The sequence below is a fragment of the Microbulbifer mixtoriginis (SeqCode) genome (assembly GCF_052467945.1).
Map to the genome: position 1 here is coordinate 40,055 of NZ_CP174328.1, position 15,774 is coordinate 55,828.

The 15,774-nt window shown below is 48.7% G+C and carries 13 protein-coding genes; 7 read left to right on the plus strand and 6 right to left on the minus strand.

The window, feature by feature from the left end; translation table 11 throughout:
• The gene (locus tag ACJJIJ_RS00155; protein WP_444883756.1) at positions 1 to 3,153 is read left to right on the plus strand and encodes an efflux RND transporter permease subunit; all 3,153 of its coding nucleotides are present in this window, start codon (positions 1 to 3) and stop codon (positions 3,151 to 3,153) included.
• Between the two features lie 113 nt (positions 3,154 to 3,266).
• A complete protein-coding gene (locus ACJJIJ_RS00160) occupies positions 3,267 to 4,232 on the plus strand; it encodes a phosphoribulokinase (RefSeq protein ID WP_444938341.1) in 966 nt (321 codons plus the stop codon).
• 70 nt (positions 4,233 to 4,302) lie between these two features.
• Here ACJJIJ_RS00160 and ACJJIJ_RS00165 read toward each other — a convergent pair whose 3' ends face one another.
• Both ACJJIJ_RS00165 and ACJJIJ_RS00170 read right to left on the minus strand, forming a co-directional pair.
• On the minus strand, positions 4,303 to 5,217 hold the full coding sequence (locus tag ACJJIJ_RS00165; RefSeq protein ID WP_444938342.1) for a hypothetical protein: 915 nt from the start codon (positions 5,215 to 5,217) through the stop codon (positions 4,303 to 4,305).
• Between the two features lie 1,494 nt (positions 5,218 to 6,711).
• Positions 6,712 to 7,116 (minus strand): hypothetical protein, encoded by a 405-nt coding sequence (locus tag ACJJIJ_RS00170; RefSeq protein WP_444938343.1) that lies wholly within the window; start codon positions 7,114 to 7,116, stop codon positions 6,712 to 6,714.
• A gap of 157 nt (positions 7,117 to 7,273) precedes the next feature.
• Between ACJJIJ_RS00170 and ACJJIJ_RS00175 the strand changes: the two genes are divergently transcribed.
• A complete protein-coding gene (locus tag ACJJIJ_RS00175; protein WP_444883759.1) occupies positions 7,274 to 7,726 on the plus strand; it encodes a methylglyoxal synthase in 453 nt (150 codons plus the stop codon).
• 185 nt (positions 7,727 to 7,911) lie between these two features.
• Complete coding sequence (locus ACJJIJ_RS00180) at positions 7,912 to 8,334, plus strand: ExbD/TolR family protein (RefSeq protein ID WP_252084556.1); 423 nt, start codon at positions 7,912 to 7,914, stop codon at positions 8,332 to 8,334.
• On the opposite strand, the gene ACJJIJ_RS00185 is transcribed toward ACJJIJ_RS00180, so the two are convergent.
• Both ACJJIJ_RS00185 and ACJJIJ_RS00190 read right to left on the minus strand, forming a co-directional pair.
• Positions 8,304 to 8,723 carry a tryptophan 2,3-dioxygenase family protein gene (locus ACJJIJ_RS00185; RefSeq protein WP_444938344.1) on the minus strand — a complete coding sequence of 140 codons (420 nt, stop codon included), beginning with the start codon at positions 8,721 to 8,723 and terminating at the stop codon, positions 8,304 to 8,306. The two genes, ACJJIJ_RS00180 and ACJJIJ_RS00185, sit on opposite strands and share 31 nt — an antisense overlap.
• A gap of 58 nt (positions 8,724 to 8,781) precedes the next feature.
• Positions 8,782 to 8,958: a tryptophan 2,3-dioxygenase family protein gene (locus tag ACJJIJ_RS00190; RefSeq protein ID WP_444888016.1), complete on the minus strand. Its 177-nt coding sequence runs from the start codon at positions 8,956 to 8,958 to the stop codon at positions 8,782 to 8,784.
• 126 nt (positions 8,959 to 9,084) lie between these two features.
• Here ACJJIJ_RS00190 and ACJJIJ_RS00195 point away from each other — a divergent pair, with 126 nt between their 5' ends.
• From ACJJIJ_RS00195 to ACJJIJ_RS00205, 3 genes are all read left to right on the plus strand, one after another.
• On the plus strand, positions 9,085 to 10,332 hold the full coding sequence (locus tag ACJJIJ_RS00195; RefSeq protein ID WP_252084559.1) for a Zn-dependent hydrolase: 1,248 nt from the start codon (positions 9,085 to 9,087) through the stop codon (positions 10,330 to 10,332).
• An 85-nt stretch (positions 10,333 to 10,417) separates the two neighbouring features.
• Positions 10,418 to 11,338: a dimethylarginine dimethylaminohydrolase family protein gene (locus ACJJIJ_RS00200; RefSeq protein WP_444938345.1), complete on the plus strand. Its 921-nt coding sequence runs from the start codon at positions 10,418 to 10,420 to the stop codon at positions 11,336 to 11,338.
• Positions 11,339 to 11,714: 376 nt separating this feature from the next.
• Entirely contained in the window at positions 11,715 to 12,494 is a 780-nt protein-coding gene (locus ACJJIJ_RS00205) for an enoyl-CoA hydratase (RefSeq protein ID WP_252084561.1), read from the plus strand.
• Between the two features lie 36 nt (positions 12,495 to 12,530).
• Here ACJJIJ_RS00205 and glpQ read toward each other — a convergent pair whose 3' ends face one another.
• Together glpQ and ACJJIJ_RS00215 are read right to left on the minus strand one after the other, a co-directional pair.
• Positions 12,531 to 13,628 (minus strand): glycerophosphodiester phosphodiesterase, encoded by a 1,098-nt coding sequence (gene glpQ / locus ACJJIJ_RS00210; RefSeq protein ID WP_444938346.1) that lies wholly within the window; start codon positions 13,626 to 13,628, stop codon positions 12,531 to 12,533.
• Positions 13,629 to 13,819: 191 nt separating this feature from the next.
• Positions 13,820 to 15,451: a long-chain-fatty-acid--CoA ligase gene (locus ACJJIJ_RS00215; protein ID WP_444938347.1), complete on the minus strand. Its 1,632-nt coding sequence runs from the start codon at positions 15,449 to 15,451 to the stop codon at positions 13,820 to 13,822.
• Positions 15,452 to 15,774: the final 323 nt, after the last annotated feature.

Genomic DNA, 15,774 nt, shown 5'->3' on the forward strand with positions numbered 1-15,774 from the left:
ATGAAATTATTGGAGAATGCGATTGCGCGCAATCGCAGTGCCATTTGCCTGATGTTGCTGATTGTCTTAGTGGGGCTTGTGGCCCGCGGTGCTATGACAATTGAATCTAGCCCTGAAGTGAATCCGCCATTTGTCATGGTGCAGGTTACCCATGAGGGGATTTCTCCTGAGGATGGCGTGCGCCTTTTGGTGCGCCCCTTGGAGCAGGAAATCCGTGCGGTCGAGGGAGTTGTCGAGGTGATTGCGGTCGCCCGTGAGTCCCTGGCCTATATCGTGGTGGAATTTGACTCCGCAATTGATGTGGATGATGCGGTGGATGATATACGCAACGCGGTGGAGAGGGCCCGTGCAGAGCTGCCAAGGGATGCGGAAGAACCCACCGTTGAGGAGGCATCGGCGCAACCTTTTCCCACCATTGTGGTTACCCTCTCTGGGGAAAAAGTTAGTGAGCGGGTACTGCTCAGTAGTGCCCAGTTACTTAAGCGCAAAATAGAAAATATCAGCGATGTATTGAGCGCAGATCTACACGGCAATCGCGAAGAGGTAGTCGAGGCAACTATTGATCCGGTGCGCCTGGAGCACTATCAGGTGACCAGTGCAGAGCTGATTAACGCGGTGCTGGGTAATAACTTGCTGATTCCCGCAGGAGAATTGGATACAGATCGCGGGCGCTTTTCTGTCAAAGTTCCCGGCCTGATTGAGAGTGCACAGGATGTTTATGAGATCCCGTTAAAGAATTCGGCAGATGGCGTTGTTACCCTGGGTGATGTGACCGATATTCGCCGCACCTTCAAGGATGCTGTGAGTTTTACCAGCATCAACGGTCGCCCCGGTCTCGCTATTAATGTCGAGAAACGCAATGACGCCAGCTCCGTAAATGTGGCAGATCGGGTCAGATCGGTTGTGCAAGAGGAGCTGGGAGCTTTACCCCAAGGCGTAAAAGTGGAGTTTGTTTTTGACCAGTCCAACTTTGCGCGGGATATGGTCAGTGAAATGCAGGGCAATATTCTTACCGCAATGCTGCTGGTAATGATTATTGTGGTGGCTGCCCTGGGTTTCCGCTCAGGCATTCTGGTTGGATTGGGGGTGCCATTCTCGCTGCTGTTCGGTTCTATCGTCACCTGGTATCTGGGGTACTCCTTTAATTTTATGGTGATGTTCGGCATGTTACTGGCCCTCGGTATGCTGATTGATGGTTCCATCGTGATTACCGAATTTGCCGATCGAAAAATGGCAGAGGGTTTGAGTGCTCGTAACGCTTATATCGCATCGGTCAGTCGTATGTTTTGGCCGGTTGTCGCCTCAACGGCAACTACGCTCGCCGCTTTTCTTCCGATAATGCTGTGGCCGGGAGTGGTCGGCGAGTTTATGCGCTACCTGCCGGTGACTGTCTTTGCGGTATTAGCGGGATCACTGCTCTATGCACTGTTTTTTGCACCGGTGCTGGGCGCTTTATTTGGCAAAAGTAATTTAACAGCTTCAACGCGTAGTTACTTAAAGCAGTTAGAGGAGGGGCAGCCCACGCTCCTACCGGGAATTACTGGTTACTATGCCCGCCTCTTGGCTTTTGTCTTGCGTCGCCCAGGGATGGCCTTTACCACCACAATTGTTCTCTTGGTCTGCATATTTATTGCTTTTGGCCGCTTTGGTGCCGGGGTTGAATTTTTCACCGAGACCGAAGAGCAGTACGGCAATGTTGAGATTAGAGCGCAGGGCAATCTCTCCATGGCGGAGAAGAAAGTGCTGGTCGCCCAAGTGGAAAAAGCGGTCCTGAGTATTCCAGAAGTACGTATAGCGCACACGACAATCGGTTCCGGTGGAATTTCCGGTAACTCCGATCGTGCCCCGGACCAGATTGCCAATATGTTGGTGGAGCTGCTGCCGGCTGAAGAGCGCGAGCGGCGCAGCCGGGAAGTTTTCGAAGATATTCGTGCACGCACAGCAAATTTTGCAGGGATCAAGGTTACGGCTAACGTAATGGAAGGCGGCCCGCCAGTTGGCAAAGATATTGTGTTAGAGCTACGCGGGCAGAACTATGAAAAATTATTGGCCGAGACTTGGCGACTACACCGGGCAATGGAAGATGATTTCGGTGGATTACGAGATATTGTCAATACTGCACCACTCCCAGGGATTCAGTGGGAGGTGCGGGTGGATCGTGCCAAGGCCTCCTTGTATGGAGCTGATCTGACTGAAGTAGGACGAGCGGTTCAGCTGGTAACCAATGGTGTGCGAGTGGCTGAATACCGTCCCGATGATACTGATGAAGAGGTGGATATTCGTATTCGTTACCCGCAAAGTGCTCGCGGTATAGCCGCTCTTGATCAACTCAAGGTCAATACTCCGCGCGGTACAGTGCCTATCAGCAGCTTTGTACATACAGTGGCCATGCCGAAAGTAGACAAAATTGAAAGGATCGACGGCATTACCCGCATGCAAGTAAAAGCTGACGCCCAGGAGGGTGTGTTGCCAGACGATAAGGTCAAAGAAATCCGGGCTTGGCTTGAGCAGAATCCGGTAGATCCAAGCGTGGAGTTATTATTTCGCGGTGCGGATGAAGAGCAGAGTGAGTCCTTTCAGTTTCTAGGGGTGGCTTTTCTACTTTCACTGTTTTTGATGTTTATCCTGTTGGTAACCCAATTCAACAGTTTTTATCAGTCATTGCTGATCTTGTCTTCGGTGATTATGTCGACGATTGGTGTGATGTTGGGTTTATTGCTTAGCCAGAGCACCTTCAGTGTCATCATGACTGGAGTGGGGATTGTTGCCCTCGCGGGGATTGTGGTTAACAACAATATTGTTTTGATCGATACCTATAACTTTGTACGTAAAAGTGAGCCTGATCTTAGCCCCGCAGAGGCGGCTCTCAAAGCTTCCACGCAGAGGTTACGCCCGGTATTTCTCACTACTGCGACGACGATTTTAGGTTTGTTGCCGCTAGCCCTAGGTGTGAGTGTCGACATGGTAGGACGAAATGTTGTGGTCGACGGTGTAATCGCATCATTCTGGGTCAAACTGGCCAGTGCTATCGTCTATGGATTGTCCTTCTCCACACTCCTGACGTTACTGGTGACCCCGGTTCTTTTGGTTTTGCCTGGGCATTTGCGCAGCAAACTCTCTTGGAGAAAGTTAGCAGGTCCTCGATTGAGCTAGCAAATTCAGTATTAAATTATTCTTGTGATCACTTTTTGCGGGGCTATAGCCCCCGTTTCTTTATGGTGAATAAGAGGCTTGATTAAAAATTGGAGCAGAATCTGGAGGGAAGGTTGGGAAACAAGTTAGAGACTGGAATATGTCGCTGGCCGGAGGAAATTATCAAACTTAGCCGTGAATTAGCAGGGACAAGTCTACGGCAAGTGATTGGTAGTTTTATCCAGAAGCACCAACTGCCAGCAGATTTTTCTCATGAGATAGAGGCCTATTACTTGCCATTGGCTTTATGGCTCATGAAAAGACACAAGGAAGGGCAGACCCTGGTTGTGGGGATTAGTGGTGGGCAGGGCACTGGCAAGTCAACGTTATCAGACTTTATTTGCCTGATACTGGCGAAACAGGGGTTCAACTGCTGCACTTTTTCTTTGGATGACATTTACCTGACTCATTCCCAGCGGCTGCAGCTCTCCGAAGAGGTTCACCCGCTCTTGCGCACCCGAGGAGTACCGGGCACTCACGATGTTCAATTGGGGTTAGATACTCTGGATGCTCTTTGCAGTGCTGGAGATCAATCACAAGTTTCTCTGCCGCGTTTTGATAAATCCAAAGATGACAGGGTGCCCAGTAACCTTTGGCCTGTGCATAGTGGCAAGGTGGATATTGTATTACTTGAGGGATGGTGTCTCGGCGCTAAGGCATCGATAAAACCAATTCAGCCTATTAATTCATTGGAGAGGTTAGAGGACACTTCCGGCAGCTGGAGACGTTTTATTAATCAGCAATTGGAAGGGATCTATCGCGAACTATTTCAGCGCGTGGATATCATGGTGATGCTGTGTGCTCCTGGAATGGAGTCAATTTTTGAGTGGCGCAAACTACAGGAACAAAAGTTACGTAAACGCACAGGGGCGGGGATGGAGGAGTCTGAGCTGGACCGCTTTATTGAGCACTATGAACGGATAACACGAAATCTGTTAATTGATATGCCTAACTGGGCCGATTGCATTTTGTATTTGGGGGAGGATCACCACATACGCGCGGTCAGTATTGGTGTTCAAATCGGTCAGTGCAAAGGATAGCCCCCGGGCTTGCCGGGGGCGGTTCAGCGAACGCTGTTGTTCCCGCTGAACAAGCTAAGTGAGTTACTTATTACTTAGCCTTGGGCGGACGACCACGGCCGCGCTTTACAGGAGCAGCTTCAGTTGCAGCTGGGGCTGCGGCTTTTTTGGGGCGCCCTGGCTTTTTCTTGGCTGCTTCGCTTTTGGCCGGGCGACCGGGCTTCTTTTTCGCAGTTTCTGCCTTTGGCGGGCGGCCGCGACCGCGTTTTACAGGAGCAGCTTCAGTTGCTGCGGCTTCTGTTTCTGCTTTCTTTGGACGGCCAGGCTTTTTCTTGGCAGCTTCGGTTTTGGCTGGACGACCGGGCTTTTTAGCTTCTTCGGTTTTCTTTGGGCGACCCGGCTTTTTCTTGGGCTCTTCAGTAGTGGCTGCAGCCTTAGGAGGACGGCCTGGCTTCTTCTTAGCTGAGTCAGCTTTGGCTGGGCGACCGGGCTTTTTCTTTACCGCAGCAGCTTTTTTCTTCTCTGCAGTGGCAGCTTTCTTGGCAGCAGCTGCAGCTTTTTTGGCTTCTGCTGTAGCTTGCTTCTTCTCTTCGGTTGCCAGCTTCTTGGCGATAGCGGCTTCTTCTTTAGCGACGACTTTGGCTACTTTAGCTGCAAGCTTGTTTGCAGCTTTAATGCCGGCCAGCTCTTCTTTTGCTTCTGCAGCGGCAGTTTTGGCCTCTGCAGCGGCAGTTTTGGCTGCAGCAGCAGCATCACGCGCTTTTTTCAGCTGGTTTTGCTGGGCCGGGGTTTTCTTCTTAGCGCGGACAGCGGCAACTTTTTCTTGAGTCGCTTTAGCTTTTTCTGCGGTTTTCTTGGCACTGTTTGCCAACTTTTCTACTTTAGCGGTCAGGTCCTTCTCTTGTTTGAGACGGGCACTTTCCAGTTTTGCGGTAAGGGAGCGCAGCTCCGCTTCCAGCTGTGCAACATCGCTAGTGGCGACTGCGGATACTTTTTTTGTAGCCATTTAAATTTCCCTGCAAATGTATTGTTTTGTTAAATGGGGGCATTCCTATCAATTATTCTCAGCCATCTTCCCAGTGAAATGCACTGTCGAAGACGTCTGTTTTCGGCAGAAAACAATTGATAGTGAGTCCCCCCAAGTGAGCGGCGCTAATTGCAGCTTATTTGTATACCTAAATGCAAGTGTTTTATATGGAATTTTGCTATTTCATGTAAAAAAAATCGTTTTTTTTTATATATTTTCAATTTGAGGACCTAAAAAGAGAGTCGTAGTAGGTATTTGCGCAGTAAAGAAGGCTTTTGTTTTACTCTCGTTGCATAAACTGAAAGGTGTAATTGCAAGTGAATAGTTGAGTAATTTCCTATGGTTTATTGATGACTCTCGTTTTTGTATAAGAGATTAAACTGGAGAGCACTTACAGTTCCGATTTAGCGCAAACCCAGGTAGTGGGGTTAGTGTGTTGAGTAAGTAAAGAGTTAACAAAACTTAACGGACTGTTATCGACAAATGCTTAAGCTCGGAGCCTGCGACTATGAATCATTGCAGTCTTTATCAGATGTAACCCTGCCGCGCTGAGTTAATGTGGCTGAATACTGTTTTCACTATAGTGAAAGTGACTCTAACCATGCCTTAAAAGCTCTGGCTTCTTAAGTGGAGTAAAAGTAATGGCAGGCTCTGGAGAAATGCCCACTCTTTTCATGGACTTCTAGTCTGGATGCACTGTCTAACAGAAGAACTTCGAAAGCCGTGGATATTACTATCCTGCACCTGCGAGAGGTTAGTGATGTACAACGCCTTCAAAGTTCAGCTGAGCCGTCGCGGATCAGTAAGGCACTTCTTATACGTGTACATGTAGGCTTTGATGAATAAGATAGCCTCTTTATTTATGGGGATATTACTCTGTTTAGGTGAGTTAAGAGAAAAGCTCGGTGGTTAAGCTGGATATTGGCCAAGAATTTTCCCATTGATGCCAACAGCCGATCTGAATTCTGGTTGAGTTTTGAGTGTTTGTGGCTATCTTGAAATAGTCGTAGGAACTAATCGCTTTGTTGCAGACTAACTCAACTGGTCTGTTAACTAAGTATCAAAAAGTTAGTGGGTATTTGCTGAGTGTTAAAACGCTCAAGAACATTCACTTGGGTAACTGGGATAATGAAGGCTTTAAAGTAAATTCTTTGTTATCTAGTGACAGGTTGAGTCTTTTGTAGAGTCATCACTTCCTGGAGCTAAAAGTATGCTTCCTAAGTAGGCATTGCTATGAATAGCCTTAGGGGGCTCAGTTTAATGCTGGGCAGAGAATTCTAGGTTAACAAGATATTCCCTTGCAGTGGTTTCTGATAGTGATGGCGATTGCGGTGAATTAGCTGAAAGTTTTCAAGCTATCTTAATAGCGCTTGGAGATGGATTCTTCTTTATAAAGAGTTGATAACTTAAGCAGAGACTTTGGTGATAGAGGAAGGAATTGCGGCTCTATCACCGTGTCTTGGTATCTAAAGGTTACAGTGGCCCGTAGGGAAGGTAGCGGTTATTGGAGTGTTGACGAATCCAGAGAAGTTGTTCTTTTTGTAATGGTGCTTTGCGTTGGCGCAGCTCTTTGGCCAGGGGAATGACAGCAGACTCTGCCCCGGCATCCCAGCCGGTCAGTTCCATTTCTGCAAGGGTGAAGAAGCGTATGAGTTGCCATAACTGCTCGTTGTCCCAGTGTTGGCTCTCTTCTAACCATTGCTGTGACGGCAGGCGAATCAGCTTTGAGGCCTTTAAGTCATCTTTATTTAGATTTGCGCTTAGGCTGTTTTCAGAGGCGGCAACACTGATAAGCCTCTGCAATTGATCCCGGTCGAATTCCCACTGGTTTTCTTCTTGCCGGCCACTCACCTGTGGCTCCCAGGCTCCTACACTCATATTCTCTCCTTACTTAGGTACGAGGTTTTCACCATTATACCGAGGTGAACCTACTTCTGTGGGGAGCAATTCCTTAATACTTCGTGGGGTGGAGTAGAGGGAACAACTTCCGTGTGATTGAGATAATATAGAAGAGTTACTTTTTATTGAGGTCCTTATGGAATTTATCTCTAAGGCGTTACCCGCGAGTAAACGGATCGCCCTGGTCGCCCACGACAACCGCAAGGGGACCTTGATACAGTGGTGTCTTCGTCACCGTTATCTTCTGGAGAAGCACAGTCTTCTGGCTACGGGCACAACTGGCGGTAAGATAGAGGAAGCTACCGGTCTCAAAGTAGAGAAGCTATTGAGCGGTCCCCTAGGGGGGGATCAGCAACTTGGAGCCCGAATCAGTGAAGGCAAGGTAGACTTGCTAGTCTTTTTCTGGGACCCCTTTGAGCCTATGCCTCACGATCCAGATGTCAAAGCACTGTTACGTATTGCTGCTGCTTGGAATATACCCGTGGCCTGCAATTCGAGTAGTGCAGACATGATTGTTCAGTCGACCCTAATGGAGCGTGAGTTTGACCGGGAGGTACCGGATTACCAGCGTTATCTGCAGCAGCGATAGTCGGATCTTTCGATCAAAAAATGATCTGATTATTCAGCTGGCTTTCTTAACTTATTGATTTTTAGGGGTTATTTCTATTGGTTATAGGTTGTACTTGCAATGCCTGGCGATTCGCGGCAATCTTGCCCACCAGATGAGACCGGTTAAACCGGCACCCTTGGTATTTGATAACAGCACGGTGTTTTATGAGTAGACGACGCGGAAAGGCCGTAGAAGAAGAGAAGGCGGATATCGACCTAACGCCCATGCTGGACGTAGTGTTCATCATGTTGATCTTCTTTATCGTAACGGCGTCCTTTGTAAAAGAGAAAGCGTTGGACGTAAATGTGCCTGATCCGAACCAGACCCAGGACAACCCGCCTGATTCAGATAAGCAAAACATCCTGCTGGTTGTGAACGCCAACGATGAGATCAGTCTTGCTGGTAGCCGTATTGATAGTCGCGCTGTTCGTGCCCGTATCGCGCAGCTGTATGCCGAGAACCCTCAAGCTATTGTGATTGTACGTGCGCATAACAAGTCGAGTGCGGATACTTATGTACAGATCGCGGATGCTGCTAAGGAAGTGAATCCGGCTATTCAAGTTTCCCTGGTGCCTTTCGAGAAGTAAACCAGAGAGAAGCGAGCGAGCCTTCGCATTGCATAAAAAAAGCCAGCAATATGCTGGCTTTTTTTATGCCTGCTGCTAATTACTGAGACCCCGCAACGGGAGCCTTCAATAGCGCAGGAAAGGCAAACGGTAAAAATTGCTTTTTGCCCGCTCATGGCCGATCCGCCAGTGCCTGCTTTGCTTCCATCCTTCGCTCTACCATTATTGTTGTAAAGAACAGTCGATATCGAGCAGCCCTCACAGATCTCATTCAGCAGGGGATCATTGTGATAGATACCAATCAGAACCTTTATCTCGCAGAACTGAAATGACTGAAAGCCGCTAGCGGTTGAGAGCCGGTCCCTGAAGGATAAGAATTCCAGTAGTGTCAGCGTTTCAAGAATATCCACTTATTGAATCAGCGTGCGGTAAATTTTACCCACTCGCTTAAGGGGATGTAAGGCGCGGTCAACTGAAGAGCCATACCAGGAAGCTCTGTTCATGTAACATCTGCTTAAACCAGAGCTCGAAGCTCTGGTGTTTCACAATAAACAGAGGTTCATCGTGCTTAGAGCCATCTGATAGGGGCTTCTGGCACCCTAGCAGCTCGTCTATTTTCAAGTATGAGCTATAAGTGAGAGTCATTTGGTAAATTCTGGTCGAGTTTTGATCAACGGCGAAATAATGCTCTCTTTAATCTGTAAGGATCAAAACATAACTTTTGCCAAAGTGATTAATATGATCCTCAATATCAGGCCCGGAGCTTTTTGAATGGAAAACCCCGCACAACAATTGCGTATTGATGGCACACGTCTCTGGCAAAGTCTTATGCAAATGGCTGAAATTGGTGCAACTCCTGCTGGGGGTTGTAACCGGCAGGCTCTGACTGATGAGGATCGTAAAGGGCGCGACCTGTTTGTACGCTGGTGCCGGGAAATCGGTTGTGAAATTCGCGTGGATCGCATGGGGAATATCTTTGCTCGCCGTTCCGGTACCGACAATGACCTCCCCGCAGTGATTACAGGATCGCATCTGGATACCCAGCCCACTGGCGGCAAGTTTGATGGAGTTTACGGTGTGCTGGCCGGCCTCGAAGTATTGCGCACCCTTGAGGAGGGTGGGGTTCGAACCAAGGCACCCCTGGAAGTGGTGGTGTGGACTAACGAAGAAGGGGCTCGCTTTTCACCAGCCATGGTCGGATCCGGTGTTTGGGCGGGGGAGTTTAGCCTCGATTATGGCCACAGCCGCATGGATAAATCTGGCATAACCATTGGCCAGGAGCTGGAGCGTATTGGGTATTTAGGTCCTGAACCGGTCCAGCCGGCACCTATCAAAGCGGCCTTTGAGGCGCATATTGAGCAGGGACCTATTCTGGAAAAACAGGATCAAGTGATTGGAGTCGTTACCGGGGTGCAGGGAATCCGCTGGTACGATGTGACCTTCTTTGGTACCCCCTGTCATGCAGGGCCCACCCCAATGGAGGATCGTCGCGACCCTGTCCAGGCCATGGCGTGGCTGTGCGAGAAACTATATGGGGAAGTGAAGGCTTACTCCGAGGATGCCCGGATTACCTGTGGCGACTTGCGTGCAGAACCGGGTAGCCGCAATACCGTACCGGAAAAAGTAGTGCTCGCATTGGATTTACGCCACCCAACACCGGAGGGGCTGGAGCATTTACACCGCACTCTCTACCGGGTAGCCGAGCAGGCGCAAGAGGCCAGCGGTGTTGTCATCGATGTACGCGAAGAGTGGTTCTCACCACCGGTGGCTTTTGATAAAGACTGTATTGAGGCGGTTGACAGTGCGGTACAAAACCTGGGTTATAGCAATCGTAAGATGGTTTCTGGAGCTGGGCACGACTCGGTCTATATCTCGCGGGTTGCACCCGTGTCTATGATTTTCGTTCCCTGTGCCGGGGGGCTTTCACACAATGAAGCAGAGTCGGCTGAGCCAGGCCACTTGGAAGCGGGCTGTAATGTTTTGTTGCACGCCATGTTAAATAGCGCCGAAGCGGGCTGATTATCCTTACTAGCCAATATGCAATAAGAACGCCTGGTAAGCCTAAAAGGTTGGCTGGGTTCCTATCAATAGATTTAGGTTGATCATGAGTGAATTTACCTTGAAGTACCGCAAGGGTAACGGTGGTACAGCTCCACTGACTAACTGGGGAATGGACTCGGAGTACGGCGTATTGCGCGATGTACTCATCGGGCCGGTGGATAACTTCAGCTGGCGAACGGGAAATGCCAGTGCACGCCGAGCTGAACGCTTAGGCATGCAGTTCGATCACAAAGTGGCTGAGATGCAGCATAAAGAAATGCTGGATGCCTATCGCCATGCGGGAGTGACTACCCATTTGATTCCGGCAGACAGCAGCTTGCCCTATCAGATCTACGGACGTGATTCTTCGGTAATGACGCCCTGGGGACCTATTGTTACGCAAATGTTTAGCCCTTGGCGCCGGGGGGAGTGGGCCCCTATCGTTAAGAAGTATGCGGAACTGGATATCCCCATTTATGATGTCATCACCGCCGGCTCTCTGGAAGGTGGTGACTTTATGGTGCTTGAGCCGGGAGTGATTCTGTGCGGTTATTCTGGTGAGCGCACCAGTCCTCAGGGCTTTGCGCAGATGAAGAGCTGGGTAGAGAAGGAGGGTTGGGAGGTAAAGGGCTACCAGTTTGACCCCTTCTTCCTGCATATCGATGTTATGGTGGCAATGCTGGCGGAAAAGCTTGCGGCCATCTGTGTTGATGCCGTCGAGCCGGAGCTGGTGCAGTGGTTTAAGAGTCGCAATATAGAGATTATCGATATTCCTTTCCCGCAAGTACTTGAACTGGGAGTTAATGTGGTGGCCCTGGGGAATGACCGAGTGATGCTACCCAAAGCCAATACTGGCCTCGCGGAGAAGTGTCGGGCTCATGGTCTTGAGGTAATTGATCCGGATATCTCCATGATTACTCCCGGAGGTGGTGGTGTTCACTGTATGTGCCAGCCTCTGCGTAGAGAGTCCGCGCTAAAGCCCTAACAAGTGCCCTGAAAGAATAGCTCGGTGATCTATGAGCCACCGGGTTATTCCCGTCAACGAATGTGGTTGGTTATGAACTCGCCTCTGGGCTTATAGTCGTTAATATGAATCGCCTGTCAAAGGCGGCTCGCGGCTATACACCCGGTTATCAAGCCTTTTGTGCTAACTAATAAGATAAAAGTGGTTTCCCTTGGGAAAGGCATAGAAATTTCGCGCTAATCAACGGAAATCTGTTTATTTGTGGTTGCACACTTAGGCCAAGATCCTATTAGTATTCCGGAAGCACTATCAGAAGCTCTGCGTTTACTCACAGCTCTGTTTTTTTGGCCGCTGCGGCTGTCTATCAGTCTTAAATGATTCGAACCCGGAGAACATTATGCAAAGCGCATGTGCGGAAATTCAGGCCCAGGTAAACGAGCGTATCCTGGAAATAACCATCAATCGCCCTGAGCGCAAAAATGCACTGACTATGGCTATGTATACTGCCATGGCAGAGTTGCTCAATAGTGCAGTCAATAATAGTGAAATCCGCGTAGTTATTCTCACTGGTGCCGAGGGCATTTTTACCAGTGGCAACGATTTGACAGATTTTCTCGGTGGCTCTGCAGAGGGTGAGGAGTCTCCGGTATTCCAGTTTATGAGCGCACTTTACAACTTTCCCAAGCCAGTGGTTGCAGCAGTGAATGGCCCTGCAGTGGGTATCGGTACCACTATGCTGTTGCACTGTGATCTGTCATTTGCCGGACATGATGCCCTGTTCCAAATGCCGTTTGTCAACCTGGGGTTATGCCCTGAGTATGGTTCCAGTTACTTATTGCCTCGTATTGCCGGCCACGCAAAAGCATCGGAATTATTGCTATTGGGCAAAAAGTTTAGTGCTCAGGAAGCTGTGGAGATCGGTATCTGTAATGCGGCGGTGGAGCCGGAGCAGGCGATTGTTCGGGCCCGAGAGGTGGCCGCTGAGCTAGCGGCGAAGGCACCGGCTGCCGTGCGGCTTTCCAAGCAGTTATTGCGTCGCGCAACCCAGGAAAAGGGTTTGGAGATTATTCAGGAGGAGGGTCGCCATTTCCAGGACCGCCTCACTTCTGAGGAGTTTAAAGAGGCGGCTACTGCCTTTATGGAGAAGCGCCCTGCAGATTTCTCAAAGTTTGATTAAAAAAGTGGCCGCTGATGCGGCCACTTTTTTGTTTGCTTAATATCTGCGTTTTCTATGGTGAGGGCGGGAAAGGTAATTGACAGCTTGATCGGGCTGGTCAGTAAAAATTCCATCGACGCGCAGTTGGTAGGCGGCAAAGTGGAGGAATTGGTTAAAACTATCGAATTCCTCTGGAAGCTTCTCCGGGTCGGCGCGAAAAGTATAGGGGTGAACTTGGAGATCCCTGCGATGGGCACGGCGGACGATATTATTGGCCCTTGGCTTACCATCCTCAACTTCTATTAACATGGGGTACCAAGGGCCGATGCCATCGGCATAGCTGGTGATTTTGCGCATGCCGCCAGGCTCCAGCATCCAATCGTAATCATAATTTTGAATTATGCCATCAATCTCAATCAGTTTTTCCCCCCAGCTGGTTGCAGCAATAAGCTGAACGAGGGAAAGATCCATCCCCATGGCGGGCATTAGTTCAAACTTGATACGTTGTAACTCTTCTGCATCGAAGCACTGTAAAAAAACTTTTTGTTGTTTGTCGCTATAGCCGTATTCCTTAAGTTTTTGCAAAGCGATTGTGGCGATATCTTTTCCTTCCCAGTGGTGGAAGTATGGTTTTTTTATTTCTGGATAAATACCAATTTTATATCCAAGGGATTTATTTAAACCCTGGATGAGTTCTATTTCTTCTTCGAAAGTGGATAGTTGAAAACTGGATTTCCATAGGGGGAAGCGATGCGGATATTTTGCCTGAGGCCCATCCTCGCCTATTGAGAAAGCTTCGCTAACACGGAGCTTTTTTAATTCTTCCAGCGTGAAATCGATAGTGTAGTAATGCCCATCTTCACGAGCTCGTCCAGGAAATATCTCTGCAACATTGGTGGTGCTATCGAGGTAGATATCATGCATCACGATCAGGTGATTATCTTTGCTAAGAACCAGATCCTGCTCAATATAATCTGGTCGCATAGCATAGGCCATGGCCTTTGCTTCGAGAGTGTGCTCTGGTAAGTAAGCAGAGGCACCACGATGAGCGATAACCAAGGGGGATTCGGCTCCAGCGGTACTGTTTTCAGCACAGGTGATATTTGCACTGGCAGAGCCAATGAGTAATAAGGTAGACAGAATTCTTTTGAACATTTGCAAGAGATCCCAAATAAGTGTGGGAAGCTTTCTAGCAAAAGAATATGACAGAGATATATCAATGCTAAAGTGGTTAAATATAGTGTGAACCATAGGGCATTTAGATTTGCTCAACGGTTTCAAGTGGCAAACCGGGCTTATTGCCCGGTTGAACTGGTTGCTAAGATGCTTGCCTTTCTGATGGTAATTTATACTGATACTTCTTGAGGCCAGAGGTGTTGTGCAAATTGCTGCCGCAAGTCTTTCTTGCTAATTTTTCCCGTAGCGGTATGGGGGATTTCTGAGGTGATAATACAGTCATCAGGAATCCACCATTTTGCGAAGCGCCCGTGAAAAGCGGCGAGAATCTGCTTGGCTTCGAGCTTTCCGTCGGTCTCTGGCACCACGATCAATAGTGGCCGTTCGGCCCATTTTTCATGAGCGACACCTATAACTGCTGCCTCGGCAACTCCATCAAGGGTTATAGCGAAATTTTCAAGCTCAATGGAAGATATCCATTCTCCCCCAGATTTAATCACATCCTTGGTTCGGTCGGTGATGGTCAGATAGCCTAAAGAGTCTATAGTGGCCACATCGCCGGTATCAAACCATCCGTCCACCGTGAGCGCAGACTCTTCGGCTTTATAGTAGCGTTCGCAAACCCAAGGGCCTCTTACCTGTAGTGTGCCAAAAGCAATACCATCGTGAGGAAGGGGGCTGCCGAGAGGGTCTACAATTCGCATTTCTACTCCAAATCCCGCACGGCCCTGCTTCAGGCGCAGGGCCTTGGCTTCATTCTTAGGTAAATATTCATCTATGCGGGCATTGTAGGTACCAAGTGGGCTCATCTCTGTCATACCCCAGGCATGATGGGTATAGACACCATGCTTTTCTTCAAACTCTTCCATGATACTCCAAGGGCAGGCAGAGCCGCCGACGACCACACGGTTCAAGCTAGAGACCTTTTCTCCACTTTCACGCAAATATTTGAGAAGTGCTAGCCAAACGGTGGGCACGCCAGCGGCGATGGTGACTGACTCTTGTTGTATAAGTCTACTAAGCGTTTCACCACAACCCATTTTAGGGCCTGGTAAAACTAACTTAGCGCCAACAGCAGGTGCCGCGTAGGGAATGGACCAAGCATTAACATGAAACATGGGCACTACGGGAAGGATGGCTTCATCGCGGCGTATGGCGAAGACATCGGGCATTAGTACCCCGTAGGTGTGCAGTGTCATTGCTCGGTGAGAGTAGAGGACTCCCTTAGGGTTCCCTGTGGTGCCGGAGGTATAACATAGAGCGGCGGCACTTTGCTCATTCAGTTCCGGCCAGTGGAAATCGCCAGAATGATTATCGAGAAGCTCTTCATAGCAATAGTAATTATGTAGAGTGCTTTGGGGCATATGAGCCCTGTCGGTTAAAACGATGAAACCCTCTACGCTGTTGAGTCTATCAACCATTTTTTCAATAAGCGGAACAAACATTGGGTCGATAAACAGCCAGCGATCTTCGGCATGCTCGACAATATAATGAATTTGTTCAGGAAATAAGCGTGGATTGATGGTATGGCAAACAAATCCGCTACAGGAAGTCGCATAGTAGAGTTCAAAATGACGATGGTCATTCCAGGCCAGAGTGCCGATACGATCTCCATTATTAGCTCCAAGTCTGGCTAGGGCCTGGGCAAGTTGGGCAGAGCGTTTAAAGGCCTCTTTGTAGGTGTAGCGAAACTGAGGATTATCCGTAGTAATGGAGACAATTTCACTATTGGGTGAATTACTCAAGGCGTGCTGCATGATACCGGTTAGGGTAAGTTGTGACTGCATCATCATGCCGTTCATTTAAAGCTCCTATTATTATGGTTTTTAGCACTTGATCTATATAGGGTTGTGCGGATCGATATTTATGCCTTGCTATGAATGAAGAATAAAAAGAATACATTGTGCTGTGCATAAGTTGTGAATATGTTTCTATGCACTTAATTAAAGTATCCATACACCACTGATGTTACTGGCATAGAGTGTTCTTCAATTGTGAGTAAGGTAGACCAATGGGTCTCTATGGAGAATGAAAAATTCTGCACGTATAGTGAATTCCGCAAGTTATTATTTAATTTTCCATACGGTATTTCTCAGGTATACAGAATATTGCTACAAATGCCAAG